The organism is Bosea sp. BIWAKO-01 (genome assembly GCF_001748145.1).
Taxonomy (GTDB): Bacteria; Pseudomonadota; Alphaproteobacteria; order Rhizobiales; family Beijerinckiaceae; genus Allobosea.
In genome coordinates, this window is record NZ_BCQA01000001.1 from 2,572,352 (window position 1) to 2,599,187 (window position 26,836).

The 26,836-nt window shown below is 64.9% G+C and carries 23 protein-coding genes and 1 tRNA gene; 20 read left to right on the plus strand and 4 right to left on the minus strand.

Annotation, left to right across the window (positions count from 1 at the left end; genetic code table 11):
* Window positions 1–18 precede the first annotated feature (18 nt).
* The 3 genes from BIWAKO_RS11920 (at window position 19) to BIWAKO_RS11930 (ending at window position 5,074) form a co-directional block, all read left to right on the plus strand.
* A complete protein-coding gene (locus BIWAKO_RS11920) occupies window positions 19–2,757 on the plus strand; it encodes an ABC transporter ATP-binding protein (RefSeq protein WP_069878857.1) in 2,739 nt (912 codons plus the stop codon).
* Window positions 2,754–3,203, plus strand: a complete 450-nt coding sequence (locus BIWAKO_RS11925; protein WP_069878858.1) for a cyclic nucleotide-binding domain-containing protein — start codon at window positions 2,754–2,756, stop codon at window positions 3,201–3,203. Before BIWAKO_RS11920 ends, BIWAKO_RS11925 begins: the two co-directional genes overlap by 4 nt.
* A 260-nt stretch (window positions 3,204–3,463) precedes the next feature.
* Window positions 3,464–5,074: an adenylate/guanylate cyclase domain-containing protein gene (locus tag BIWAKO_RS11930; protein WP_069878859.1), complete on the plus strand. Its 1,611-nt coding sequence runs from the start codon at window positions 3,464–3,466 to the stop codon at window positions 5,072–5,074.
* 3 nt (window positions 5,075–5,077) lie between these two features.
* Here BIWAKO_RS11930 and BIWAKO_RS11935 read toward each other — a convergent pair whose 3' ends face one another.
* Entirely contained in the window at window positions 5,078–5,623 is a 546-nt protein-coding gene (locus BIWAKO_RS11935; protein WP_141740048.1) for a hypothetical protein, read from the minus strand.
* Between the two features lie 84 nt (window positions 5,624–5,707).
* Here BIWAKO_RS11935 and BIWAKO_RS11940 point away from each other — a divergent pair, with 84 nt between their 5' ends.
* The 7 genes from BIWAKO_RS11940 to BIWAKO_RS11970 all read left to right on the plus strand — a co-directional run bounded on the left by BIWAKO_RS11940 (window position 5,708) and on the right by BIWAKO_RS11970 (window position 13,218).
* Window positions 5,708–6,370 carry a hypothetical protein gene (locus BIWAKO_RS11940; protein WP_069878861.1) on the plus strand — a complete coding sequence of 221 codons (663 nt, stop codon included), beginning with the start codon at window positions 5,708–5,710 and terminating at the stop codon, window positions 6,368–6,370.
* Window positions 6,367–7,623, plus strand: a complete 1,257-nt coding sequence (locus tag BIWAKO_RS11945; RefSeq protein WP_069878862.1) for a glycosyltransferase — start codon at window positions 6,367–6,369, stop codon at window positions 7,621–7,623. Before BIWAKO_RS11940 ends, BIWAKO_RS11945 begins: the two co-directional genes overlap by 4 nt.
* Window positions 7,620–8,768 (plus strand): glycosyltransferase family protein, encoded by a 1,149-nt coding sequence (locus BIWAKO_RS11950; RefSeq protein ID WP_069878863.1) that lies wholly within the window; start codon window positions 7,620–7,622, stop codon window positions 8,766–8,768. Before BIWAKO_RS11945 ends, BIWAKO_RS11950 begins: the two co-directional genes overlap by 4 nt.
* A gap of 171 nt (window positions 8,769–8,939) precedes the next feature.
* A complete protein-coding gene (gene cobS, locus BIWAKO_RS11955) occupies window positions 8,940–9,923 on the plus strand; it encodes a cobaltochelatase subunit CobS (RefSeq protein ID WP_069878864.1) in 984 nt (327 codons plus the stop codon).
* Between the two features lie 13 nt (window positions 9,924–9,936).
* Window positions 9,937–10,293, plus strand: a complete 357-nt coding sequence (locus BIWAKO_RS11960; protein ID WP_069878865.1) for a GFA family protein — start codon at window positions 9,937–9,939, stop codon at window positions 10,291–10,293.
* 25 nt (window positions 10,294–10,318) lie between these two features.
* On the plus strand, window positions 10,319–12,214 hold the full coding sequence (cobT, locus tag BIWAKO_RS11965) for a cobaltochelatase subunit CobT (protein WP_069878866.1): 1,896 nt from the start codon (window positions 10,319–10,321) through the stop codon (window positions 12,212–12,214).
* Between the two features lie 44 nt (window positions 12,215–12,258).
* Window positions 12,259–13,218: an esterase-like activity of phytase family protein gene (locus BIWAKO_RS11970; protein ID WP_244523420.1), complete on the plus strand. Its 960-nt coding sequence runs from the start codon at window positions 12,259–12,261 to the stop codon at window positions 13,216–13,218.
* A 166-nt stretch (window positions 13,219–13,384) separates the two neighbouring features.
* Here BIWAKO_RS11970 and rpmB read toward each other — a convergent pair whose 3' ends face one another.
* Window positions 13,385–13,672: a 50S ribosomal protein L28 gene (rpmB, locus tag BIWAKO_RS11975; protein WP_069878868.1), complete on the minus strand. Its 288-nt coding sequence runs from the start codon at window positions 13,670–13,672 to the stop codon at window positions 13,385–13,387.
* A 265-nt stretch (window positions 13,673–13,937) separates the two neighbouring features.
* On the opposite strand from rpmB, the gene BIWAKO_RS11985 reads away from it, so the two are divergent.
* The 5 genes from BIWAKO_RS11985 to BIWAKO_RS12005 all read left to right on the plus strand — a co-directional run bounded on the left by BIWAKO_RS11985 (window position 13,938) and on the right by BIWAKO_RS12005 (window position 20,413).
* Window positions 13,938–14,771 carry a DUF3108 domain-containing protein gene (locus BIWAKO_RS11985; RefSeq protein ID WP_244523421.1) on the plus strand — a complete coding sequence of 278 codons (834 nt, stop codon included), beginning with the start codon at window positions 13,938–13,940 and terminating at the stop codon, window positions 14,769–14,771.
* 417 nt (window positions 14,772–15,188) lie between these two features.
* A complete protein-coding gene (locus tag BIWAKO_RS11990) occupies window positions 15,189–18,551 on the plus strand; it encodes a helicase-related protein (RefSeq protein WP_069882398.1) in 3,363 nt (1,120 codons plus the stop codon).
* Window positions 18,552–18,593: 42 nt separating this feature from the next.
* On the plus strand, window positions 18,594–18,905 hold the full coding sequence (locus tag BIWAKO_RS11995) for an RNA-binding S4 domain-containing protein (protein WP_069878871.1): 312 nt from the start codon (window positions 18,594–18,596) through the stop codon (window positions 18,903–18,905).
* A gap of 177 nt (window positions 18,906–19,082) precedes the next feature.
* The gene (gene fdxA / locus BIWAKO_RS12000; RefSeq protein WP_069878872.1) at window positions 19,083–19,421 is read left to right on the plus strand and encodes a ferredoxin FdxA; all 339 of its coding nucleotides are present in this window, start codon (window positions 19,083–19,085) and stop codon (window positions 19,419–19,421) included.
* Window positions 19,422–19,810: 389 nt separating this feature from the next.
* The gene (locus BIWAKO_RS12005) at window positions 19,811–20,413 is read left to right on the plus strand and encodes a CarD family transcriptional regulator (protein WP_069878873.1); all 603 of its coding nucleotides are present in this window, start codon (window positions 19,811–19,813) and stop codon (window positions 20,411–20,413) included.
* Between the two features lie 397 nt (window positions 20,414–20,810).
* Here the strand turns inward: BIWAKO_RS12005 and BIWAKO_RS12010 are convergent, their stop codons facing one another.
* Complete coding sequence (locus BIWAKO_RS12010; RefSeq protein ID WP_244523422.1) at window positions 20,811–22,253, minus strand: M48 family metalloprotease; 1,443 nt, start codon at window positions 22,251–22,253, stop codon at window positions 20,811–20,813.
* A gap of 40 nt (window positions 22,254–22,293) precedes the next feature.
* Complete coding sequence (locus BIWAKO_RS12015) at window positions 22,294–22,965, minus strand: hypothetical protein (RefSeq protein WP_141740049.1); 672 nt, start codon at window positions 22,963–22,965, stop codon at window positions 22,294–22,296.
* A 139-nt stretch (window positions 22,966–23,104) separates the two neighbouring features.
* On the opposite strand from BIWAKO_RS12015, the gene BIWAKO_RS12020 reads away from it, so the two are divergent.
* From BIWAKO_RS12020 to BIWAKO_RS12040, 5 genes are all read left to right on the plus strand, one after another.
* Window positions 23,105–23,181: transfer RNA gene (locus tag BIWAKO_RS12020), tRNA-Arg, on the plus strand.
* Window positions 23,182–23,342: 161 nt separating this feature from the next.
* Window positions 23,343–23,732, plus strand: coding sequence for a RidA family protein (locus BIWAKO_RS12025; protein WP_069878876.1), 390 nt, complete (start codon window positions 23,343–23,345; stop codon window positions 23,730–23,732).
* A 313-nt stretch (window positions 23,733–24,045) separates the two neighbouring features.
* The gene (locus tag BIWAKO_RS12030) at window positions 24,046–24,405 is read left to right on the plus strand and encodes a RidA family protein (RefSeq protein WP_069878877.1); all 360 of its coding nucleotides are present in this window, start codon (window positions 24,046–24,048) and stop codon (window positions 24,403–24,405) included.
* A 238-nt stretch (window positions 24,406–24,643) separates the two neighbouring features.
* Window positions 24,644–25,519: a UbiA family prenyltransferase gene (locus BIWAKO_RS12035; RefSeq protein ID WP_274533613.1), complete on the plus strand. Its 876-nt coding sequence runs from the start codon at window positions 24,644–24,646 to the stop codon at window positions 25,517–25,519.
* Window positions 25,516–26,829 (plus strand): FAD-binding oxidoreductase, encoded by a 1,314-nt coding sequence (locus tag BIWAKO_RS12040; RefSeq protein WP_244523423.1) that lies wholly within the window; start codon window positions 25,516–25,518, stop codon window positions 26,827–26,829. The genes BIWAKO_RS12035 and BIWAKO_RS12040 overlap by 4 nt, the downstream gene beginning before the upstream one ends.
* Window positions 26,830–26,836: the final 7 nt, after the last annotated feature.

Here is a 26,836-nt window from a genome sequence, read left to right on the forward strand (position 1 = left end):
CGCCAGACAGGACGTCCCTTGGAGACGAACCTCTTTCGTTACATCTGGCAGAAGAGCCGTGGCGAACAGATCGTCGTCCTGCTGATCATCCTTGCCTCGATTCCATTCAACTGGGTTTCGTTCGTGGTGCCGAAGCGCATCGTCAATGATGCGATCCAGGGCGGAGCCTTCAAGGACGGCAATACCAGCACCACGCTGATGGACATCACGCTGCATTGGCCGGACATGCTCGGCGGTGGCAGCGTCCACCTTTTCGACGGCTTCCAGGTTGGCCAACTCGGGCTGCTCTTCGGCCTGAGCTTCTATTTCCTTATACTGGTGCTGATCAACGGCATCTTCAAATACGTGATCAACGTGCGCAAAGGCATCCTCGGCGAGCGGATGCTGAGGCGCATGCGCTATGACCTGTTCAGCCAGCTCATGCGCTTCCAGCCGGAGGACATCAGGTCCGTCAAGCCGGCCGAAGTGGCGAGCATGATCAAGGATGAAGTCGAGCCGATCGGCGGCTTCGTCGGTGATGCCTTCATCCAGCCGGTGTTCCTGCTCAGCCAGGCGTTGACGGCCCTGGTTTTCATCATGGCTCAAAGCGTCTGGCTGGGCTCGATCGCACTGGTGATCGTGATCGCCCAGGCGATCATCATTCCGATCCTGCGCCGGGAGCAGTTGCGGCTGGGCCGCGAACGGCAGATCGCATCGCGCCTGCTTGCCGGACGGATCGGCGAGATCGTCGATGCCGGCCCGACCATCCAGGGGCATGGTGTCACGAATTACATGCAGTCGGATATCGCCGGGCGTCTCGGTAACCTCTTCGACATCCGGTACGCGCTCTACAAGCGCAAATTCGCGGTCAAGTTCCTCAACAATCTGCTGGCGCAGATCACGCCATTCTTCTTCTACGCAGTCGGGGGCTATTTTGCCCTGCAGGGTAGGCTCGATATCGGCCAGCTTGTCGCCGTCATCGCGGCCTATCGCGATCTGCCGCCACCGATCAAGGAACTGATCGACTGGGATCAGCAGCGCAACGACGTCACCATCAAGTACGAACAGGTCGTCGGCCAGTTCAATCCTGACGAGACAATGGTGCTCGACGAGGAGGAGGATTGTTCGAACCTGCCCGACAAGGGTGAGATCAGGCTCGACAGCGTGCAGATGCTCGACAATCGAGGCCAGCCGCTGCTCTCGCCGCTATCCTTTCAGGTGCCCCGTCCCAGCGTCGTTGCCGTCCTTGGGCCGCCCGGAGGGGCACGCGACGTCTTTGGTCGCATCCTCGGTCGCCAGATCATGTCCTATTCGGGACGGGTTCTGATCGACAGGACCAGCCTCGCACGATTTTCTGTCGAAAAGGCAAGCCATCTGATCGGTTATGCCGGCCAGGAGGTCGAGATCATCAACGGCACGCTGCGCGACAATATCCTGCTCCCCCTCAGGCGCCGGCGGCCTAGCCTGAAACCAAAGGAGCCGGTCACGCCCGAAGAGCACAGGCGGCTGATCGAAGCGGTTCGCTCCGGCAATACGCCCTTCTCCTTTGCTGCCGACTGGACCGACTATGAAGGGTTGGGCCTCGCCGGCGCCGCCGAGCTCGAAGCGCATATCCAGCGGATTCTGGAAGTCCTTGGCTGTGACGAGGACGTCTACGAACTCGGACTGGACGGCAAGGTGGTCCTGCCTCTCGATCAGTCGATCATCGACAGGATCACCGAGGCCCGCAGGGTCGTGGCGGCGGAGCTGTCCAAGAGCAAGCTTGCCGGACTTGTCGAGACATTCGATCCCAAACGCTACAATGCCAACGCGACCATTGCGGAGAACCTGATCTTTGGGGCGCGCAAGGGGGGGCGTTTCGCCAATGATACCCTGCTGGCAGAGCCCTATGCGCGCGCGCTGATGCAGGCCGAAGCGCTGATCGAGCCGCTCGTCGAAGTGGGTGCGCGCATCGTCTCGACCGTGGTCGAGATCTTCGAGGGGCTGCCGGCCGGCCATGCCTTGTTCGAACGCTATTCCTTTGGCACGAACTTCGATTTCGAGATGCTGAAGGGCTTGGCCTCCGTTCTGGCCAAGCACGATATGCGCAGCCCGCTCGACCCGGAAACGGAGCGGAATTTGATGGCGCTCGCGCTCGGCTATGTCGAGCCAAAACACCGCCTCAACTTGCTCGATGATGCCTTGCGGCGGCGTATTCTGCGCGCGCGGGCAAGCTTCAAGGCCCATTTGCCGGCGGATGCTGCCAGTTCGGTCGATTTCTATGACCCGGAGCGCGTCATGGATGGTGCCAGCATCCGCGACAATCTCCTGTTTGGACGCATCGGGTTCGGCATCAGCGACGCCGGCCGCAAGGTTGCCGATATCATGCGCACGGCGCTGTCTCGCGCAGGTCTCGACGGCTCGCTCTATCGCGTCGGACTGAACACGGACTGCGGGCTGCGTGGCCGCTATTTGCCGGCCCGAATCCGGCTCGCGATTCCGCTCGCCCAAGCCTTGATCAAGGCGCCGCAGATCGCGATCCTCGATCCGAGCGCGCTGCTTGCCACGTCGAACAAGGGCGGCGAAATCATCGGCCGCTTGCGCAAGCATTGTGCCGGCATGACACTGTTTCTACTTCTTGGTGATGCTAGTCTCGCCAGAGACATTTCGCCGAGGCTCGTGTTCAACGGATCCTTCGGCGTGATTGAAGACGGCGACAGTGAAGGCGAGGACGAAACGGGACATCGAACCGCTTCGCCTCCGTTGCGGGTCGCCGAGGGGGTAGAGGTGCGACAATGACGCTCGAGAGCGATATCGCCTGCCTGCGGAGCATCCCGCTCTTTCGCAGCCTGCCGGCGCCGCGGCTCAAGCTTGTGGCCTTGATGGGTGAACGCCTGCATTTCGAGGCCGGCACCGTCATCATCCGGGAAGGAGAGAGGCCGCAAGGCGTCTATTTCATCCTGGAGGGGGAGGTGGAGCTCCTGCATACTGAGGACGAACGCCCCGCCAAGCGCTTTCAGTTCGAGACTGGAAGCATCTTCGGCGACGTGCCGATGCTGAGCGACCAGGCCTATCTCGGTGAGGCTGTGGCCAAGACCGAGGTTTGCGCGCTGCGTCTGCCGAAGGATCTGTTCTTCGAGCTGCTCGGCACCGTTCCCGATTTCAGCGTCGCGTTGTCGCGTGATCTGGCCTCGCGCCTGTACCGGCTGGCCAATTACGTCCTGCATAGCGAGAAGGTCCATTGAGGACACGGGAAAGCTCATGAGCCTGCCGCAGATCGGCACGAAGCGTTCGCCTGGATTCGATGCCGGCATGAGCCAGGTTTCATCCTGGAGCCGGGATATCCGACTGGTGTCAGGGTTCATCCTGCTCGCCTTCGCAACGACCCATTTCCTCAATCACGCCGTGGGTATTGCCGGTGTTGCGGCGATGGAGCAGGTGCAGGAATGGCGTTATGCGGTCTGGCATTCCTGGCCGGGAACCGTTGTCCTCTATGGCGCCCTGATTGTTCACCCCGGTCTTTGCGCTGGTGCGGGTCGCGCAGCGGCGGACTTTCCGCATGCCGGTGCGCGAAATCCTGCAGATTGCGCTGGGCCTCGCCATCCCCCTGCTGCTCGTCGACCATATCGTCAGCACCCGGATCATCGGGCATTATTTCCATATCGACGAGAGCTATCACGCGGTGCTGCGGCGGCTTTGGCCGGCGCACGCCTTGGCGCAGTCGCTGCTCCTGCTCCTGGTCTGGACGCATGGCATGATCGGCCTGCACTTCATCCTGCGCAGCCGGGACAGTTATGCGCGGTGGCGCGATCCCTTTCTTCTGGTTGCGGTCCTGATTCCGGTTCTTGCCCTGATCGGATTCTCGGTCGCTGCGCGCGAGGCCGTGCAAATGGCCCTGCCGCCGGAGGCTCGCAGCGAAGCCCGTTCGGCCATGTCCAACTGGCACGAAATGTGGGTGAAGAGCGGTTTTTTCGGGCTTGTCGGCGCCTTCGCGGTCTTCGTTGCGTTCCGTGAGTTCCGAGTGCGGACGACCCGTGCGATCACGGTGCGCTTCGTCGGCCATGGCGTGCGCAAGGTCGTGCCCGGACCGACCGTGCTGGAGCTGTTCCGGCGCTTCAATATTCCGCATGCGGCGCTTTGCGGTGGACGGGCGCGCTGCGCCACCTGCCGCGTGCTGGTCCTCGATGGTGCGGCTGATCTTCCGGCGCCGGGGCCGAACGAGGCAAAGCTGCTCCGGCGGATATCGGCGCCGCCGCGTGTCCGCCTCGCCTGCCAGATCCGACCGCGCGACGACCTACAGGTGCAGTTGCTGCTTGCATCCAAACTGGGGTCGGCTATTCGAGCCGTCGAGCTGGATGGTTCCATTGCCCGTCGCGGCCTGACCGTGATGGTGGCCGATTTGCGCGCCTTCTCTGCGCTGTCGGAGCGGCAATTGCCGCATGAGCTGATCGGATTGCTCAATCGCTTCTTCGACGAGATGGCCCAGGCGATCATCGCTCATGGCGGGCGCATCGACGCTCTCTATGGCGATGGCTTCATGGCGGTGTTCGGCCTGGAAGCCAGCCCGGCCAAGGCGGCGCTCGCTTCGATCGCCGCTGCTGGCGACATCGTGCGGGCGGTCGATGCCCTGAATCGTGAGTTCAGCGCGGCGCTGCCGCTGCCGCTGCGGATCGGCATCGGCATCCATACCGGCCAGGCGGTCGTCGGCGCGGTCGAGAATGACAGCCTCGGCCGACATGAGATCACGGTCGGCGAGACGGTGGCGATCGCGAGCCAGTTCGAGGCAGCGACACGGCGTGTTCTCGCCGATATCGTCGTTTCGGAGACGACTGTTGCGTTGACCGGTCGGAGCTTTGCCGAAGCCGTTCCGCTGAAGGTGATGATCAAGGGCCGGGATGCGCCGATGGCGGCCTATGGTTTCGCCAGGACGCCACGCATCGATGTTGCGGATGAGACTGACGCGGTGGATATCGGCGCAGTGGCCGCGCAAGGCGTCACGCAGGATGCTGGCAACGGGGAGGAGCGGGCTCCCACGGAGACGTCTGCCCCCGTGAAACCGGCTGGACGGCGCCGCAAGACGCAGGCTGACCAGAAGCCCGAAAATCAGGACGTCTGAAGCTCAGGGCGGGCCATAGACCAGGAAGCGGCGGCGGTCGTATCCGGCGCTGCGCAATGCCGGATCGTCGATCGTCATGGCGAGATCGATAAGCGGCGGAGCCGGTCGCGTCGCCGTGATCGCGCCGATCTGACCGCAGGCGCGTTCCAGATCGAGCGCGTAGTCGATCACAAGGGTCTCGGCTGCTTCCGCAAGGGCGAGCAATTCGGGCGGTGTTGCCGCGGCTCCCCCGAAGGGCTTGAGTGACAGGCCGAGCAGCACCAATGCATAGGGCTTCGGCGGGGCAAGCGTGATGGCCTGAAGCTTGGCGGCCTGATGCAGGACCGTACAGGGCTTTCCGTTCAGCATGCCTGCTTTGAAAGCCGGGATTTTCGGGTCGATCACCGTGACCGATTGCGGGGAATGGGTGAGAAAGCCGGTGATCGGCAACCCGGCGCCCCCGATCTCCACGATATGGGGGGAGTGCCGCACCGCGTGCGCGGCGAGCACCTGTCTCAAGCAGGCGCCGGGGCCGGCGAGATGGGGCAACAAGGTCCCCGAAGGGGCCATTGCGCCGTCATTCTCGTGACTGGCCTTTGTATCCGGGCTTGCATATGGTCCGGCCGAATTCATCCCACCCCTTCGCGATATGGCATGACCACGGACACGCCTTCGGACGCCTTCTACGACATTCTGCGCGGTGTCGCAGCCCTGACTGGAAACAGGGTCGTGGCCGATCTCGCGCGGCTGATCGGCCAGGGGATGCCGCCGGAACTCTGGATCGCCTTCAACCACAAGCAGATCGCGTCCAAGCGCTGGCTGGTCGATGCGCTGGCCGAGACTTTGCCACGGCCCGAGGGGCCGGTCTGGGTGCTTGGGGCGTGGTATGGCGTGCTCGGCGCTTTGTTGCTGGATGACCCGCGGCTCGACCTCGGCAGGGTGGTCAGCCTCGACCGCGATCCAGCCTGTGCGGAGATCGCCGAACGTCTGAACCGCCGCCATGTCGCGGAAGAGCGCTTCGGCGCTGTCACTGCCGATATGATGCAGCTTGATTTCACGAGGGAGCCGGAGCGGCCCGGCCTGGTGATCAACACGAGCTGCGAGCATCTTGCCGATGTGCCCGGCTGGGTTGCATCGCTGCCGCCCGGTCTGCCGGTGCTGTTGCAGTCGAACGATTATTACCGCGAGCCGGACCACAAGAGCTGCGTTGCCAGTCTCGAGGCCTTCAAGGAGCAGGCGGGACTGTCGGAGGTCAATTTCTCCGGTGCGCTGCCCAGCAGGAACTATACGCGCTTCATGCTGATCGGCCGGCGATGAGCGAGGCGAACGAGCCGCGGATCGCGATTGCGATGAAAGGGTATCCGCGTTTGTCGGAGACGTTCATCGCGCAGGAGTTGCTGGGCCTGCAGCAGCGTGCACTGCCCTTTTCGATCTGGTCGCTGCGTCAGCCGACGGATGGCGCGCGCCATCTCATGCACAAGCAGATCACGGCGCCTGTGACCTACCTGCCGGAATATCTGCACGACGAGCCGGGGCGCGTGCTGCGCGGCATCGGGCGGGCCCTGTTCCGGCCAGGATTCCTTCGGCTCCTGCCTGTGTTCCTGCGCGATCTTGCCCGTGATCCGACGCGCAACAGGGTGCGCCGCTTCGGTCAGGCCTGCGTCATGGCGCGGGAACTCCCGGGGAGTATCGATCATCTGCACGTTCATTATCTGCACACGCCGGCCTCGGTGATCCGTTACACAGCTCTGCTGCGTGGCTTGAGCTGGTCCTTTTCGGCCCATGCCAAGGATATCTGGACGACCCCGGACTGGGAGAAGCGCGAAAAGATCGCCGATGCGGCCTGGGGCGTCACCTGCACGCGTGATGGACATGCGGAGCTGACGCGGCTGGCGGATCGCGCCGACAAGGTCGCTCTGCTCTATCATGGGCTTGACCTGGCGCGGTTTCCCGCGCCTCCGGTCGCGCGGAGCATGCGCGATGGCCGTGACCCAGCCGATCCGGTTCGTTTCATCACCATTGGACGGGCGGTGGAGAAGAAGGGCTTCGACGATCTGCTCGCAGCTTTGGCGGCGCTGCCGGCCGCACTTCACTGGCGGCTGACCCATATCGGCGGTGGCGAAAAGCTCGCTGCGCTGAAGGCGCTGTCCGCAGATCTCGGGCTGGCAGAGCGCGTCACCTGGGCAGGGCCGAAAGCGCAGCAGGACGTGATTGCGGCCCTCCGCGATGCGGATCTCTTCGTATTGCCCTCGAAGCTGGCGGGCGATGGCGATCGCGATGGCCTGCCCAATGTCGTGATGGAGGCCGCCAGCCAAGCCCTGCCGATCGTTGCGACCGATTTCGCAGGCATTCCCGAATTCGTACGCGAAGGCGTCGAAGGTGTGCTCGTGGCGCCGGGCGATCGGGAGGCACTGGCGCGGCAATTGGCCGATCTGGCGTCATCCCCGACACGGCGCGGCGCCCTTGGAGAGGCCGCCTTCCAGAGACTGGCGCAGGCGTTTTCGGCAGCGGCGGGACTCGATCGGGTCCAGGCGATGCTGTTGGAAGCGGCGAACCGGCGGCGATCATGACGCCCCGCGCCCTGATCGTCGTCACGCACCTGCTCGGCAGCGGCCATCTTGTCAGGGCCACTCATCTTGCGCGCGCCCTTGGGACCGCCGGATTCGAAACCATGCTGGTCAGTGGCGGGGCCGCGCCGCGATCCGTCCCGGACGGTTCGTTCACCTTTGCCCAGTTGCCGCCGATCAAGGTCGAGGGTGTTGACTTCCGGAACCTGCTCGACCCGGAGGGGCGTCCGGTTTCGCAGGATTATCGCGCCTTGCGCCGGAAGATGCTCTTCGATCTCACGGCACAGCACCGGCCCGATGTCGTCGTCACCGAGCATTTTCCGTTCGGACGCCGGCAATTGGCCGATGAGTTTCTCGGCCTGATCGGCGTGGCGACGGCGGCCAATCTAAGGGCACTAGTCCTGTCCTCGGTGCGCGATGTCCTGGTGACGCCGCGCGCCGATCGCATCCGCGAGGCCGAAGACCGTATCGCGGCACATTTCGACGCGGTCCTCGTCCATGGCGACAGAGCCTTCTTGCCGCTGGAACGGTCCTGGCCGGTTGCGCCAGAGCTGGCGCGAAAGCTGCGCTATACCGGTTACCTGACCGGGCCCGAGGAATGCGCCACACCCTTGGAGCCGGGCGAGATCGTGGTGTCCGGAGGCGGTTCGGCTGCTGGCTTGCCGCTGTTCGAGCTTGCCATCGCGACCGCGACCCGGATGGGCAATCGCAGGCGCTGGCGTATCCTTGGCGGTCAGGGCATCGGCGCAGCAGAATTCGCCGAGCTGGAGCGCAAGGCGCCAGCGCATGTCCGCGTCGAACGTGCGAGACCGGATTTCCCCGGACTGCTTGCCGGATGTGCGCTTTCGATCAGCCAAGCCGGCTATAACACGGTGCTCGATCTGGTTCGCGCCGGGCGGCCGGCGATCGTGGTGCCCTTCGATGCCGGGAACGAGACCGAGCAGACGGTCCGCGCCGAGGCGATGGAGCGCGCAGGCCTCGCACGCTGCCTGCGCCTGTCCGGGCCTGATTCGTTGACGTCGATCGGGTTGGAGGAAGCAGTGACGGATATGCTGGTGGCAGGCGCGACCCCTCCGCTCACGATCGACAGGGCAGGTGCCGAAACCTCCGTCGCGATCATTGCGAAGCTGCTGGCCGAGCGCGCCTGAACGCTCGGCATGTCTTTTGCGACATGCCTCCTGCGTATTGCCGTTGCGGCGGTTTGCGAATTGCCGCTCCGACGCTTTCGCACTAATTAGGTTTCGTACGCCTCCCCTTTCGGTCGGCAGTGGGACAACCGGTGGTTCGCCCGGCACTGTTCTGCGCCCGGAGACAAGACAATGACGACGACGATTGCCCAGGGCCTTCCCGATATGAAGCTGTCGGTGCGCCAGACTTTTGGGATCGATTCCGATCTCGAAGTGCCGGCCTACTCGCAGGCCGACGCCCATGTGCCCGATCTCGACGTCGACTACCGATTCGACCGTGACACCACGATCGCGATTCTCGCTGGCTTTGCGCATAATCGACGCGTCATGATCTCGGGCTATCACGGCACCGGCAAATCGACCCATATCGAACAGGTCGCCGCCCGCCTGAACTGGCCCTGCGTGCGCGTCAACCTCGACAGCCACGTCTCGCGCCTCGATCTCGTCGGCAAGGACGCGATCGTGCTGAAGGAAGGCAAGCAGATCACAGAGTTCCAGGACGGCATCCTGCCCTGGGCGCTGCAGAACAACATCGCGCTCGTCTTCGACGAGTACGACGCCGGTCGCCCGGACGTGATGTTCGTAATCCAGCGCGTGCTCGAGCAGTCCGGCAAGCTGACGCTGCTCGATCAGAAGCGCGTCATCCGTCCTCACCCTGCCTTCCGCATGTTCGCCACGGCGAACACGGTCGGCCTCGGCGACACGTCGGGCCTCTATCATGGCACCCAACAGATCAACCAGGGCCAGATGGACCGCTGGTCGATCGTGACCACGCTGAACTACCTGCCGCACGACAACGAAGTCGCGATCGTGCTCGCCAAGTCGAAGCATTATCAGGCCTCGCCCGAGGGCAAGGACATCGTCAACAAGATGGTCCGCGTCGCCGACCTGACCCGCAACGCCTTCATGAACGGCGATCTCTCGACCGTCATGAGCCCGCGCACGGTCATCACCTGGGCCGAGAATGCCGCGATCTTCGGCGATATCGGCTTCGCTTTCCGGGTGACGTTCCTGAACAAGTGCGACGAGATGGAGCGCACGCTGGTGGCGGAGTTCTTCCAGCGTTCCTTCGGCAAGGAATTGCCGGAGAGCGCGGTCAACGTCGTTCTGAGCTGAGGGGAAACGGGTCATGGCGAGCGCGCGCTATCAAGGGAGCTGCCATTGCGGGCGGGTCGGGTTCACGGTCGAGGCCAGTCTCGACCGGACGATCACCTGCAATTGTTCCTATTGCCAGCGTCGCGGCTCGATCCTGACCTTTTCGCCGGCGACGGCCTTCACCCTTGAAAAGGGGGAGGATGCGCTGACCGAATACCGTTTCCACACGCAGAAGATCCAGCACCTGTTCTGCGAGACCTGCGGCATCGAATCTTTCGCTCGCGGCTCGATGCCGGACGGCACGCCGATGGTCGCGGTGAATGTCCGCTGCCTCGAAGGTGTCGAGCCCGCCGAACTCGATTCGACGATGTTCGACGGGCGCTCGCGCTAGCATCAAGTCAAAGGACGGCTCCGCCTTGTCCATCTCCAATCGTAAGCCGGGTCAGCCCAAGGAAGCACCAGCCGAGCCGCTGAAACGCGCCATTTCCGGTGCGATGAAGGCGATCGCGCGCAAGCCCGAGATGGAAATCGTCTTCGCGGCGGACAAGCCGTCGCTTGTTGGTGAACGGGCCCGCCTGCCCGAACCGCCGCGCAAGCTGACGGTCCAGGATGTCGCGATCCTGCGCGGCCACTCGGATTCGATGGCGCTCAGGCTCGCCTGCCATGACGCCTCGATCCACCGTCGCGCCGCACCGGAGGGCGATGCGGCGCGTGCTGTCTTCGACGCTGTCGAGCAGGCCCGGGTCGAATGCGTCGGCTCGCGCCGGATGAGCGGCATGGCCGGCAACATCACCGCCATGCTGGAAGATCGCTATCACCGCGGCGGCCGCTACGAGGAAATCTCCGATCGGGCCGATGCCCCGCTTGAAGACGCACTCGCATTGATGGTGCGTGAGCGCCTGACGGGGCTGAAGCCGCCGCAGGCCGCGACCAAGATCGTCGATCTCTGGCGCGACGTGATCGAGACGAAGGCCGGTGCCGATCTGGACCGGCTGTCGCAGTCGGTCGAGGATCAGCGCGCCTTTTCGCGGACGGTCCGCGATATGCTGGCTTCACTCGACATGGCCGAGCAGAGTTCGCAGGGCCAGGACGAGGAAGAGGACGAGGACAACCAGGACCAGTCCTCCGAGGATCAGCAGCAGCAGGATGGCGAGGCCGAGCAGGAAAGCGGCGGCGAGCGCTCGGAGGTCGAGGTCAGCGAGGATGCGACCGACGAGTTGCAGGAGGGCGCATCGGAAGCGACCGATGCTCCGGCCGGCGACTGGGACGAGGAGGACGATTCCTCTGAATCCGAGGAGGCGGGCGAAGCGCCGCGCCCCCGCGAGGGTCGCCAGAACGACCGGCCGCAAACGGACTACAAGCCCTACACCGTCAAGTTCGACGAGACAGTCACGGCCGAGGAGCTCTGCGATGCCGAGGAGTTGACCCGGCTGCGGGCCTATCTCGACAAGCAGCTCGCCCATCTCCAGGGCGTGGTGGCACGGCTTGCCAACCGGCTGCAGCGCCGCCTGATGGCGCAGCAGAACCGGTCCTGGCAGTTCGATCTCGAAGAGGGCTCGCTCGATCCTTCGCGCCTGCCGCGGATCATCATCGACCCGTTCCAGCCGCTCTCTTTCCGGCAGGAATCGGACACGAATTTCCGCGATACGGTCGTGACGCTGCTGATCGACAATTCCGGATCGATGCGCGGTCGGCCGATCACGGTTGCCGCGACCTGCGCGGACATCCTGGCGCGGACGCTGGAACGCTGCGGCGTCAAGGTCGAGCTGCTCGGTTTCACCACGCGTGCCTGGAAGGGCGGGCTGTCGCGCGAGGCCTGGCTGCAATCCGGCAAGCCGGCCAATCCGGGCCGGCTGAACGATCTCAGGCACATCATCTACAAGGCGGCGGACGCTCCCTGGCGCCGGGCTCGCAAGAATCTCGGGCTGATGATGCGCGAGGGCCTGCTCAAGGAGAATATCGACGGCGAGGCGCTCGACTGGGCGCATAAGCGGCTGCTCGCGCGGCCCGAGCAGCGCAAGATCCTCATGGTGATCTCGGATGGAGCGCCGGTCGACGATTCGACGCTGTCGGTGAATGCCGGCAACTACCTCGAGCGGCACCTGCGCCATATCATCGCCGAGATCGAGACACGCTCGCCGGTCGAACTGATCGCCATCGGCATCGGCCATGACGTGACGCGCTACTATCGCCGCGCCGTCACCATCGTCGATGCGGAGGAACTCGGCGGGGTGATGACGGAGAAGCTGGCCGAGCTCTTCGAGGAGGATGGCCCCACCGGCAAGGCCCCGGTTTCTCGTCGCATGCAATGAGGCCAACCAGACGCGGCGTCCTCCTGGGGCTGGGCGCCGCCAGCTTGGGCTTGCCTGCCGCTCAGGCTCAGAGCATCGAGCCGGGCCGCATACCGCTCACCATCGGCGTGCGCGGCTTCGATGCCTTCGAGCCGCGCACTCCCGGCAAAACTCGCTTCGGCCAGCTCAGCTTCCGGGGTGGGCTGGTGTTGCGCGGCGACCATCCGCGCTTTGGCGGGTTTTCTGGCCTCTGGCGCTCGCGCAACGGCGTCGATCTGGTGGCGATCACCGATAACGGCTTCTGGTTGACGGCGAAGACTGTCTCCGAAAAGGGGCGGATCGTTCGTTTCGAACAGGCCGAACTTGCACCGATCCTCGGCGCCTCCGGCCGGCCGCTGCATCGTTCGCGCTATTTCGACACGGAGAGCCTGACGATCGCCGATGGCGTCGCCTATATCGGCGTCGAGCGGACGCATGACGTCCTGCGTTTCGAATGGGCGCGGGACGGTGTCGAGGCGCGTGCCCGCATCGTCCCGGTCCCGCGCGAGGTGAAGCGCCTACCGAGCAATCGCGGGTTGGAGGCGATCGGTGTCGTTCCGGCCGGGCAGCCGCTTGCTGGCGCGCTCGTTGCCATTGCCGAGCGCTCAGGCGGGGAAGACGAACCGACGCTCGGCGCGATCATCGGGGGGCGACAGCCCGGCCTTTTTCAGGTGCGGCGCCATGGCGGCTTCGACATCACCGATCTGGCCTTCCTGCCCGGCGGCGACATGCTTCTGCTGGAGCGCTGGTACAAGCCTCTGCGTGGTGTCGGCATGCGGATTCGCCGTGTTCCCGGCGCAAGCCTCCGGCCCGGCGCGATGCTCGATGGCCCCTCCCTTATCGAGGCCGATCTCGGCCAGGAAATCGACAATATGGAAGGGCTTTGCGTCCATCAGGAGCAAGGCAGGACGATCCTGACCCTGATCTCGGACGACAATTTCTCCTTCCTGCAGCGCACCGTGCTGCTGGAGTTCGAGTTGGGATAGGGCCACGAGCGTGACCTCATGCTCGCCCTTGCGGCAAGCACAAGCGCTGAATGTGCCGGCGATCGAGCGCCGAGAACGGATGATACGGCGCTGGCCACTGCGTCCCAGGCAGACGAAAAAAGCGGCCTTTCGGCCGCTTCGTTCATTCCGCGAAGGAAACGCGCGATCAGTTGGTCGCGAGCTTCTTCTCGATGTCACGCTTCAGCGTGAGGGCGCTGGTCGAGAGGTCGCCAGCCGGCGCCTTGACCAGGAAGGCGTCAAGTCCGCCACGGTGATCGACCGTACGCAGGGCGTTCGCCGAGACCCGCAGGCGCACGGAGCGGCCAAGCGCGTCCGAACGGAGCGTGACATTGACGAGGTTCGGCCGGAAGACGGTCTTCGTCTTGCGGTTCGAGTGGCTGACGAGGTGCCCGGTGAGGGTGGCTTTCCCGGTCAGTTCGCAACGGCGAGCCATGATATCGTTCCCTTGGAACCGGTTGTCTCAAACAAAAATGCCGACACGCGACGTGCCGGCCCACGAGCACCGGAAGTCAAATTGAAGTCGCGGGTCTATAGCCAAGCCCGGCTGCTGCGTCAAGGACCGGGACTGATTCCATAGCACGATCGGGGCGGCCGCAGCGTGGCGGCATTGCCACTCGCCAAATTCGGTAAAAGGGGTCACGATTCGGACCGATTCGCAGTGCATGCCGGTCTGAAGCATGCCCGTCCGGAGGAGTTGGATGAAGCCCGCCATCGCGTCGTCCCTGGCCGGACTTGGTCTCGCTGCGCTGGCCCTGGCCTCCGGCTTTGGAGCGTCGTCAGTCGCGGCGGCCTCGTTGGAGGCCAAATATGATGTCTCTCTGCTCGGCCTGACGCTCGGCACCGCCCATCTCAGCGGCGGCATCGACGGTAGCAGCTACAAGCTCGATATCGTCGCCAAGATGACCGGCCTGGTCGGCAGCTTCACGGGCGGACGCGGCTCGGGTGCGGCAACCGGCAATCTTCATGGTGGGCGCCTGTCGCCTGCGACCTTCGCGGTTTCGTCGGCGAACTCAAGCGAGAGCCGCACTGTGCGCATGGCGCTCGACGGCGGCACGGTGCAGGCCGTGGATATTGCGCCGCCGATCGACGACAAGCCCGATCGCGTGCCGCTCAACGAGAGCCACAAGCGCAATGTGGTTGATCCGATCAGCGCCTTCCTGATGCCCGTGGAGGGCAAGGGCGGGAATGGTGCCGCCTGCAACCGGACGCTGCCGATCTTCGACGGCGCCGCGCGCTATGACATCAAGCTGAGCTATTCCGGTTCGCGCCAGGTGAAGCTCGAGGGCTATAGCGGCCCGGTCACGATCTGCCAGGCGCGTTATGTGCCGATCGCAGGGCATCGGGCTCTCCGGCCGAGCACCAAGTTCATGACCGAGAATCGCGAGATCAACACCTGGCTTGCCCCCGTCAATGGCACCAATGTGATGGTGCCGATCCGCATCTCGGTGAAGACCATGATCGGGACTGCGGTCATCGAGGCCTCGAGCTTCAGGGTCGATCCGACCACCACCACGGCCGCGCGGCAGAACTGAGCCGCTCGGTCGCGCCGGCTTGGCCCGGCGGCCCTGCCTGGGCGCCCCGCCGTGGCGGTGGTTTACGCCGATCCCGCGTTGTTGCATCGGCAGAAATCATGCGGCCGCCCCTCGTTTCGCCGTGAGCACGACATAAATAGCGCGGAGGACTGTCGGCGCCCGGCCGTTTACGCTGATCGCGAAAATGAGTGGATCAAGCTCGTGTCACGATTCCAGATATGGTGGTGCGTGCGGCTGTCCCCGCGATATCTTGCCGTGAACGAATCCCGATTCTGCCGGAGTCAGCGATTCGGGCTTGCTTCGTTCAGGACTCGTTCCGCAGCTTAATTTCGGCGCTCCAGCTTGTGCCAAGGTAGGACGCTTTCCTCAGTGTCTGCTGCCGGCAAGGGCCCAAAGGAAACGATCGGTCGCGTCTTGATTTCAGCACGCTCTCTTCCGCCCTCGGTTCGTGCGCAGGGTGTCACAGCAGTTCTCGGGCCCACCAATACCGGCAAGACGCATCTGGCGATCGAGCGGATGGTGGCGCACCCGACCGGAATGATCGGCCTGCCGCTGCGCCTGCTGGCGCGCGAGGTCTATGGCCGCGTGGTCGAGAAGGTCGGCCCCGAGGCGGTGGCGCTGGTCACCGGCGAGGAAAAGATCAAGCCGCAGCGGCCCCGCTTCTGGGTCTGCACCGTCGAGGCCATGCCGCGCGATCTCGCCGTCGATTTCGTCGCGATTGACGAAATTCAACTCGCCGCCGATCTCGACCGCGGTCACGTCTTCACCGACCGCCTGCTGAACCGGCGCGGTCGGGCCGAGACGATGCTGATCGGCGCGGGCACCATGAAGCCGCTGATCGAGCAGCTCATTCCCGGCGTGAACGTCGTGACGCGTCCCCGCCTGTCGCAGCTCACATTTGCCGGCGACAAGAAGATTACCCGCCTGCCACGACGTAGCGCGATCGTCGCCTTCTCCGTCGAGGAGGTTTATGCGATCGCCGAACTGATCCGTCGGCAGAAGGGGGGAGCCGCCGTCGTGCTCGGCGCGCTCTCGCCGCGCACGCGCAATGCCCAGGTCGAGATCTATCAGTCGGGCGATGTCGATTATCTCGTCGCGACGGACGCCATCGGCATGGGGCTCAATCTCGATGTCGATCACATTGCCTTCGCGGCGGACCGGAAATTCGACGGCCATCATTTCCGCAAGCTGAATCCCGCGGAGTTCGGCCAGGTCGCCGGGCGCGCCGGCCGCCATCTACGCGACGGCACCTTTGGCACGAGCGGGCGTTGCCCGCCCTTCGACGCCGAACTGGTCGAGGCGATCGAGAATCATCGTTTTGAATCGGTGCGGCAGCTGCAATGGCGCAATTCCGACCTCGATCTGCGCTCCGTCGACGGGCTGATCGCCAGCCTGAACGTCCAGCCAACCGAGCAGGGGCTGACCCGTGCGCTGATCGCAGAGGACATGACGACGCTGGAGGTTCTGGCCCGCGACGCCGATGTCAGGCCGCTGGCGCAGGGCCGTGCAGCAGTCGAGCGGCTCTGGGAGGTGTGTGGCCTGCCCGATTATCGCAAGATCGCGCCGATGCAGCATGCTGATCTCGCCACCACGCTGTATCTGCGCCTGATGCGCCACGGACGGCTCGATCCGGACTGGTATCGTGCCCAACTCGATGCGCTTGACCGGACCGATGGCGAGATCGACACGCTGTCTGCCCGCATTGCGCAGGTCCGAACTTGGACCTATGTCGCAAACCGTCCTGACTGGTTACCTGATCCAGAGCATTGGCAGGGGGTGGCGCGTCTTGTAGAGGACAAACTGTCGGACGCTTTGCACGAGCGGCTAGCCAGCCGTTTCGTCGATCGGCGCACGAGCGTGCTGATGCGTCGTTTGCGGGAGAATGCAATGTTGGAGGCTGAGGTCACCACGACGGGCGATGTGCTCGTCGAGGGACAGCATGTCGGGATGCTTCAGGGATTTCGCTTCACGGCGGATCCCAAGGCCGGCGGGCCTGAGGCGAAGGCCTTGAACATGGCCGCGATGAAGGCGCTTGCCAGCGAGATCGAGGCGCGCGCCGCGCGCGTCGTGCTCGCGGCTGATGATGCCTTCGTGCTTTCGCATGACGGGTTGGTGCGCTGGATCGGTGAACCAGTCGCGCGGCTTGTCGCTGGCGACAAGGTTCTGGAGCCGCGCCTGCGCCTGCTGGTCGAGGAGCACCTGACCGGGCCGGCGCGCGAACAGGTCGACGCGCGCCTCACTCTCTGGCTCAAGAATCACATCGCCCGCCTGCTTGGTGCGCTGCAGCTGCTCGAGAATGCCGAGAATGTCACCGGTATTGCGCGCGGCATCGCCTATCAGACCGGGGAGTCGCTGGGCGTGCTGGAGCGCGCCAAGGTCGGCGAGGAGATGAAGACGCTGGATCAGGAGGGCCGTGCGGCGCTCCGTCAGCTCGGCATCCGCTTCGGTGCCTTCCATCTTTACGTCCCCGCGCTGCTGAAGCCGGCGCCGCGTGCGCTGGCTGCCCAGCTCTGGGCGCTGAAGCATGGCGGACCCGATACGTCCGGCCTCGACGATATTGCGCATCTCGCGGCTTCGGGCCGGACATCCTTTGCCGTCGACAAGGCGGTGCCGAAGGGCCTTTACCGCGCTGCCGGCTATCGCGTCTGCGGCGAGCGCGCCGTGCGTGTCGATATCCTCGAGCGGCTTGCGGACCTGATCCGGCCAGCCATCGCCTATCGCCCGGGCCTGACCCAGGGTCAGCCGCCCACCGGCGCGGCCGATCAGGACGGTTTTGTCGTGACCGGTGCCATGACCTCGCTGGTCGGTTGTGCGGGCGAGGATTTCGCCTCGATCCTGCGCTCCCTCGGCTATGTCTCGGCCAAGCGTCCAGGACCGGCGATCACCGTGCCGCTGGCGCAGCCACCGGTCGCTACTGCCGCTCCGGTTGCCGACGCGCCGACGGCGGAAGCAACGGACGTTCCGGCTGGACGCGAGGCTGATCCGGCGGTCGTGGTCGATGAGGCGGGCGCCGGTCCTGTCGACGAGCCGGCGGCTGGCGCTGACGCCGAGAGCATCGAAGTTGCCCCGTCTGCGGCAGCTGCGCCCGAAACCGCGGACGCCCCGATCGCGACTGAGACCGAGCTCGAGCAAGCCGCGCATCCGGTGCCAGCCGATGCCATGTCTGCTCTGCCGGCACCGGCCGACGAGACGCCTGTCTCCGAGACGCTTGCCGCGGAAGCTCTTGCTGCGGAAGCTCTTGCCGCGGAACCTGCTGCCCCCGAGGCAGCGGTTGATGTCGTTGCTGCGGCCGAGGTGCAGGAAATCGAGGTCTGGCGGCCGCATCGTCACCAGGGTGGGCGCAGACCGGAGCATGCCGGTCGCGGTCGCCGCGATGGCGCTCAGGGCGAGCGTCAGCCTGGCGCAGGGCGTGGTGAACGTCCGAACCGTGACGGTGGTCGGCCAGACGAGCGTCGCCGCCAGGGCGATCGTGGCCGTCCGGCTGCCGCCAATGCGTCTCAAGGTGATGCTCCCCGACAGGAGGCGCAGCCGCGCGAGGGTGATCAGAAGCGCGGCGCCCGGCCGCAGCGCAATGGCCGCCCCGAGCAGGGGCGTGGCCCGCGGCCGGACTTCAAGCGCGATGGGCGCCCAGGTGGCCCACGCCGCGAGGAGCGGGGCAACGAGCGTTTCCAGCAGACGTCAAAGCCGCGCCCGGCCGAGCGCGAGCCTGATCCGGATTCGCCCTTTGCCAAGCTTGCAGCTCTCAAGGCCCAGCTCGAGGGCGGCGGGCGCAAGAACTGACATGGGCCTCAACTGATCTGGGGCTGAGCGGAAGGGCTGTCCTTGCGGGAAGATCGCCAGCGTCTCGACAAGTGGCTCTGGTTCGCGCGTTTCGCCAAGACGCGCTCGGTCGCTGTGCGCCTGGTGGATGACGGCCATGTCCGCGTGAATGGTCGGCGTGCAGGGAATGCGGCGCTTGGGCTCAAGCTCGGCGACGTGCTGACGCTGGCGCTGTTGCATGAGACCATAGTGGTGCGCCTGCTGGCCCTGGGCAGCAGGCGCGGTCCCTATGAGGAGGCACAACTGCTCTATGAGCGCTTGGGTGAGAGCACGCGCGGCGACGCGCCGCTTGCGGAGGACGATCCGAGCGGATAGAGCGCGGGAGCGGTTCGATAGGCCTGCCTGGGCAGGCTTGGGTGCTTCGGGAGGAGTTTCCTTCCGGATCTGGCCGGAAGAGATTTTTCTTTCTGCCGCAGCCCGGATATCGGCCTTGAAACACCCGCCTTCCGGGTCTTTATGATCCGGCAGGATGGACCGGGAAGGACTGGCGACATGACCTATGTGGTCACCGAAAACTGCATCAAGTGCAAGTACATGGACTGCGTCGAGGTCTGTCCCGTCGACTGTTTCTATGAAGGCGAGAACATGCTCGTCATCCATCCCGACGAGTGCATCGATTGCGGTGTCTGCGAGCCCGAATGTCCGGCCGAGGCGATCAAGCCCGATACCGAGCCCGGCCTTGAGAGCTGGTTGCAGCTCAACTCGAAATATGCGTCGAGCTGGCCGAACCTGACCCAGAAGAAAGACCCGCCGGCCGACGCCAAGGACTTTGATGGCGTGGCCGGAAAGCTCGAAGAACATTTCTCGCCGAACCCCGGCGAAGGCGACTGAATTTCACCCAAGGGGAAGAGGCTGAGCGATGAGCGCACCGGCGCTGCGACATGCAGTTCCGGTGTTAATCGGCGTTTACCTTTGATTCGGCGTGTTTTTTGTGATACACCTTTTCGTGCAGTCGAATTGGTTCCGCCTGCCCCTGCGAGGATTCATAAACGGGGCACCCCCATAGATACGGGATGACCAGGGCTTCCGGCAGAGGGCCGGAGCGTGGTGATTTTCGTGTTCGGTGGTCAAGTAGCAATCGGCTGAGGGAGCGTGAGGCTGCGGGTCCGTGACCGCTCGGTCGGGATTGCAACGCATCAGGCAGAGTGTCTCCGGTCATTCCGGCCGGGGACGTGTCATCGTGGGCCGTCTCAAGCGGTCCCGTCAGGAGTCGTAACGGCATGTCCACTGCGAAGAAAGCTGTTGTGCGCCAGGGTTTCAAGACGGGCGAGTTCGTCGTCTACCCGTCCCATGGCGTCGGCCAGATCACGGCGATCGAAGAGCAGGAGGTTGCCGGCTTCAAGCTTGAACTCTTCGTCGTCAGCTTTGCCAAGGACAAGATGACGCTGCGCGTTCCCACCGCCAAGGCTGTCAGCGTTGGCCTGCGCAAGCTTGCCGATACCGATATCGTCAGCAAGGCGCTGACCACGTTGACTGGCCGCGCCCGGATCAAGCGCACCATGTGGTCGCGCCGCGCCCAGGAATATGAGGCGAAGATCAATTCCGGCGATCTCGTCGCCATCGCCGAGGTCGTCCGCGATCTCTATCGTTCCGAGGCGCAGCCCGAGCAGTCCTATTCCGAGCGTCAGCTCTACGAGGCCGCGGTTGACCGCATGACCCGTGAGATCGCGGTCGTCGATGACGTGACCGAGACCGAAGCGCTGAAGAAGATCGAGGGCCAGCTCGCCAAGTCGCCGCGTCGTGCGGCCAAGGGCACCGAGGTCGACCCGGCTGATGCCGATCTCGAGAGCGATAATGACGATCTGCAGGAAGAAGCCGCCTGAGGCGATTCTTCCGGCATGATGCCAATCGACCCGGCGGGCAACCGCCGGGTTTTTTCTTGGCGAGATGGCTCCGGCATTTGCGCGTGAGAAGGGCGACGGATCGCTCTGGCGGCCCTGAGCGTCTTTCTCGTAATCCGGCGCCTGCTGGACCAGCCCGCCATCGTGCGCGGCCCGGTGGATCAGCCGGAGGGCTTTGATCTGCGTGACCCCGATCTGCGGCACCTGGCGAGATCGGGCGAGCGCCCGTGGGGCACTTCGCGGGCGGCAGTTCGGAAGCGGCGCGGGCAAGGTCGTTGCCGGGGCGGCGGCCCCCGCAGAAGTCGATCACGCCGGTTCTGCCGGTGGCGCCCGGGTGCCGTGGCGAGGAAAGCCAGGGCTGCCCGCGCGGGGGCAGCCCCTATTCGGCGACGATCTTGTAGCGCTGGCCGGGCGTCAGCTTGCTGTTGCGATCGAGCCCGTTCAGCAGCAGGAAGAGGTCGAACGCGCGATCCTGCGTCGCCATGCGGGCGGCGAGCGTCGCGGGCGTGTCGCCTTCGGAGGCGCTGACGATCCGCAATTGCAGAGGCTTCGTGGCCTGTGCTTCCGCTGCAGCCAGGACCCGGAAGCTGCTGAGCACGGCGCGCATCGGGCGCTCCGGATCGCTGCTGCCGCGGGCCGCTAGGATGAAGCGATAGACGCGATTGCCTGCCTGGATGGCGGCGAGCCTGAAGGTCCAGTCTGTCCCCTTGCCGCTGGCCAGGACAGCGGCCTGGCCGTCAACATCGAGCTTCTCGACGGGGCCAGTCTCGACCCCGTCGATCCAGCCGGAGGCAACATAGGATTCGAGGGTCTGGCCGGGCTTCAGTGTGACCGAATCAAAACGCAGCGCTTGAGCGCCGTTGCCGCTGACACCGATGACCATGTCGCGCGCCGCCTCGAGGTCGAACCCGTCGGGGGCAGCGAAGGTGATGCGCAACGTGCTGTTGAGATAGCGCCGGCCTCGCACCACGCCATCGCTCGGGTCGTCGCCATAGGCGATGCCGTCGATCGCAGCGAGCCAGCGGGCCGCGTCGCGCTCGCCAAGCCCCGGTGCACCGATCTGGCGGGCGGATGCCGTGACGGCGGCGACGCGCTCCGGGGTCGAGGGATGGCTGGAGAGAATGTCCAGCCGCTTCTCGCTGCCGCTCTGGCCCTGGCCACTGTTGCGGAAGCTGGTATTGCGGCCGAGCGCAGCCAGGAAGCGGCCCGCTCCATAGGGATCGTAGCCGGCGCGCGCGATGTTGCGGACGCTGATCTGGTCGGCAATCAGCTCCTGCTGCCGCGAAAAGCGGGCGAGCGAGATCTTGGAGCCGGCCTGAACGGAGGCCCCGGCAGCCGGATCGTTGAGGACCTGGGTCACGACTTGCGTGACAAGCGCGGATTCGGCTTCGGCCTCAGCCCGTTCGACAGCGTGATGGGCGGTTACGTGAGCGATCTCGTGTGCGAGCACCGAAGCGATCTCGCTGGTGTCGTTGGCGAGCGCCAGCAGTCCGCGCGTGACGTAGAGCCGGCCATTGGGCAGGGCAAACGCATTCACCGCCGGCGAGTTCAGGATGGTGATCTCGTAGCTGCCGATCTGCCCCTCGCCAGCCTTGACCAGCCGGGCGACGACGTCATTGAGCTGTGCCCGAGCGTTCGGCGCTCGGTACTCGCCGCCGAAGGCGGCCAGCAGCCGTAAATGCTCTCGGTCCGACGCGCGCTGGAACGTGCTCAGCCGTGGGGCAAGCTCGCCATCGGCCGGCTGTGGGGGCAGGACGCTCTGGTCGCCGAAGCAGCCGGAAAGCAGCAGGGCGGGCAAGAGCAGGGCGCCTAGTCGCGCCATGGGGCGTGACACAGTCTGTCGGCTAAAGGCCAGCATGGTTCTAATCGATCAGTTCCAGGGCTGCGCGGGAGGGGAGTTCGAGCGACAATCCATCCGGCCCGCTCAGTACGCCGCGCGCCCACACGCGTTTACCCGTCAGTGTCCTGGCGGTCCAGCCGACCTCCCGCATCTCCCGCCAGAGCCTCCTCGACACGACGACCGACGCACCGGCTCCCCGCCGGCGCGAAAAATTCAGATACGAACGCTGGGGTCGCTCGCCGACCGATGCGATCCGCCCCTCCAGCACGATGACGCGACCGGCGTGCACCTTCAACGCGGCAATATCGTGACCATCGACGAGATTGGCCGGTTTTGGGCCATTTTGTCGCGCAGATGGGGCGGTATTCGGAGCAGATGCCCGCAAGAGCGCGTCGCAGGGGCTGCTGACGGAATCGGGCAGATGCCAGGCCGCGCCGCTTCGGATGAGGGCGACCGACAGGTCCACGGATGCAGTGGCCTGGGGGGCCGGATCGGCGAGCAGGCGCGCCGGGATGCGGCCCCAGCGATCGGGCTCGGCCAGAATGACGATCCGGAGATCGCGGCCTTGCCATGCTGTCAGGGCCGCGACGAAACGTGCGGTCTCCGCGTCGTCCTGCCGAGGGGCCAGTCCGACGAGGCGTATCCGCCGGCCATCCTCGAGCAGTAGATCGCCCCCGGCATCGGCGCCAGCCAAACGAACCGTCGGCGCCTCGGCGGCTGGGCCGGGACAAGGGGCATTCGCCAGCGCCTTGCCCGACGCCGCAACGAGACACAGCATGACTGCAACAAGAGGCTTCACCCGCATGCGCTTTATGCTAAACGCAATCACGTGCGTCCCGGTAGCTCAGCAGGATAGAGCAACGGTTTCCTAAACCGTAGGTCAGGGGTTCGAATCCCTTCCGGGACGCCAGTTCTCCCACAGCAATCTGAGACTGGATGGGGTGCCCCGTCTGGCTGGGCTTATGACCATAGGTTAAGTTTGGCTCCGGCGCAGTTGCTGGCTTGTGCAGGTCTCGCGACTGTTGCCCGATATCGGCGGGTTGCCGCGCAACTCCCACCCATAGGTTCACGATGCCCAAGCGTACGATCTCTTCCGACCGTGTCTTCAAGGGAAGGCTGCCTTTCGCCCAGGCGACGGTCGCCGGGGACTTCATGTTCGTCTGCTGCGTCGGGATGGACAGGGAGGGCAAATATGCCGTCGGCGACGCGCGGCGTCAGACGCAGCAATGCATCGACAACATTCGCGCGCTCCTCGAGGAGGCCGGCGGCAGCCTGAAGGATGTCGTCAAGTGCACAGTCTATGTTACCGACCGTGCCTATTGGGAGCCGATGAACGAGGTCTATTTCGCCAATTTCGCCGAGGACCCGCCGCATCGCGTGTCCTGCATCGTCAATGGCCTCGGCTCGCCCGACTGTCTCGTCGAGATCGACGCGACGGCCTATCTCGGTGAAGTGAAGTAGACCTCGCGATCCCGCAGCGGGCGGTCGCGCGCTGCGCGCATCCTGAGGCCGGATACTGGACCGGTCTGACCTCTCGGCCTGATCGCAGCTCGCCAGAGTGCCTTGCACGTGGTTGGCCCGGCGCATCGATTATGCGCCGGCGTTGCTTAACCCTTTGCAGCCCATGACCCGTCTTGCGGCGGTTCGCGCATAAGATGCGGAGCGCAATGCGGAATGCCGGCCCGTCTGCCGTGGAGTTGCGCTCCGAGGCGGGGCTTGGCATGCGCGACGCTCTATGCCGTCACGATTCAACCAAACAGGAAGATACCGAGCCATGTCGATCGAACGTATAGGCCTGACGGAACGGTGGTGCGACGCGGCCATTTTCAACGGCATTGTCTTCCTTGCGGGCCATGTCGCTGAGAAGACCGAAGGGGAGACGCTGACGCGGCAGACCGAGGAGGTGTTGGCCCTGCTCGAGGAAACGCTCGAAGCTGCCGGCAGCGCGAAGGACCGGATTCTGAGCGTTCAGATCTTCCTGACCGATATTGCGCGCATCGCCGAGATGAACGCCGTCTGGGACAAATGGGTCGCCCGCGGCAGCGCGCCGGCGCGCGCGACCGTGGAGGCGAAGCTCGCTTCGCCGGGATATGCGATCGAGATCACCGCTGTGGCCGCGAAGAAGGTCCTCTGAATTCGGGGGCCGCGCGGCGCATCGGCAATCTGACCTATCGTCAGCCTGTCATTAAGCATGGCGGTTGAATCTCGGCGGGGCGGCGGTGATTTCCACCGCGGTTTAGGGATTTGACCGCCATAGCAGGACGCGCAGAGGCCGTTCCTGTTCGCCTCGCACGGGACGCCGTGACGATCACCGTTCGATCGACTGGCGGCCCTGAACGGTGGACAAGGGCTTTGACATGTCTGTTCGCGCGATGATCCGAGCGATGCGACCGCATCATTGGCTCAAGAACGGGCTCGTTTTCGTCCCCATTCTGCTGAACCACGACGTGTTCGATCTCGCTGCGCTCGGCCACGGGGCGGTTGCCTTCGTCGCGTTCAGCCTGCTCGCCTCGGCGATCTATCTCCTCAACGATATTGTCGATGTCGAGGCCGATCGGCGGCACCCAACCAAGTGCAAGCGCCCTCTGGCTGCCGGCGAGATCACCGCGAAGCAGGCTTATGCTGCGGTGCCGCTGCTGATGATCGCGGCCTTCGCCTCGTCGGTGTTCGTGCCTGAGCCGGGTACGTTCCTGCTGGCGCTGACCGCCTATCTGGTCCTGGCGTTGCTCTATCTGTTCGTTCTCAAGCGCAAACTGCTGGTCGACGTGCTCGGGCTCGCAGCCCTGCATACGCTGCGCATCCTGGCCGGCAACGCTGCGGCGGCGATTCCGGTCTCGTCCTGGCTGCTCGCCTTCTCGATGTTCCTGTTCTTCAGCCTTGCGCTGGTCAAGCGCTATGCGGAGCTGCGAATCACGCAGGACCAGTCCGGGCTGAAGAAGGCCGGCCGCGGCTATCAGGCCGAGGATCTTGAGGCCCTGTCGCAGCTCGGCATGGCCTCGGGCTGCACCTGCGCGCTGATCATGGCGCTCTATGTCGACAGCGCCGCCGTGAAGCAGCTCTATCGTCACCCCGAGATCATCTGGCTGGTCTGCCCGGTCATCCTCTATCAGATGGCGCGGATCTGGTTTCTCGCCCGTCGTGGCCAGATGCCGGATGACCCGCTGGTCTTCATGATCCGCGACTGGCGAAGCCAGGTAACGGGTGGGTTGGTGCTGCTGATCATGGTCGCCGCGACGGTCCTGCCGTGAACGGACGAGCGCCCGAATACCGGTCCTGGGGCGGCCTTGTCGCCCGGAATACGCAGATCATTATGCCGGACGCCTGGAGCGCCGAGCCTGGGCGCTATCCCTCGACCGTGCTCGCCTACGGCAATGGCCGTTCCTACGGCGATTCCTGCCTCAACGATGGCGGCGGGCTGATCGCGGCGCGCCGCCTCGATCAGATTCTCGCCTTCGATCGCGAAAGCGGACTGATCACCTGCGAAGCCGGAGTGTTGCTGGACACCATCCTGGAGCATGTGGTTCCGCTGGGCTGGTTTCTGCCGGTCACACCGGGCACCGCCTTCGTCACGGTTGGCGGGGCGCTCGCCAACGACGTGCACGGCAAGAACCACCATCGCGCCGGCACGTTCGGGCGGCATGTGCGTGCCTTCGAGCTGGCGCGTTCGGATGGGGCCCGGCTCACCTGCGCGCCCGACATGAACAGGAAGCTCTTCGCCGCCACGATCGGCGGCTATGGGCTGACCGGGTTGATCACCCAGGTGACATTGCAGCTGATGCCGATCCAATCCGCCGAGATGCGTCAGGAGGCAATCCATTTCCCTAGCCTCGAGCGCTTCTTCGAGGTCGCGGCGGAATCCGATGCAACGCATGATTACACCGTGGCCTGGATCGACTCGCTTGCTGGCGGGACCAGCTTCGGACGCGGCGTTTTTTTCCGCGCCAATCATGCACCGGCGTCGGAACTGCCGCAGCTGCGCGCGGCACGCCCGCTGCCGTTCCCGATCAATCCTCCCTTTCCGCTGATCAACCGCCTGACGCTGCGCGCCTTCAACACGCTCTACCGGGCCGCACAGCCGCGTTCCCCGGAGCCGAGGCGCATTCCCTATCGGCCGTTCTTCTACCCGCTCGACCGGGTGAGCAACTGGAACCGCGCCTATGGCCCGCGGGGCCTGCGCCAGTTTCAATGCGCGGTGCCGATGGCGCAGGCGCATAGGGCGGTCGAGGAAATGCTGAGGCGGACGCTCGCGGCTGGCGAGGCATCTTTTCTGACGGTGCTGAAGCTGTTTGGGGACGTGCCGTCGCCAGGCATGATGTCGTTTCCGGTTGCCGGCGCGACGCTGACGCTCGATTTCCCGCATCGCGGCGAGCGGACACTCACGCTGCTGGACGAACTCGATCGCGTGGCCATCGCGGCGGGCGGCCGGGTGAACCCTTACAAGGATGCCCGCATGTCGCCTGCAACCTTCGAGGCGTCCTTCCCGCAGTGGCGGGACTTTGCCCGGCATGTCGATCCAGGCTTCTCATCCGGCTTTTGGCGCCGCGTGACCGGGGGCTGAACGTCGG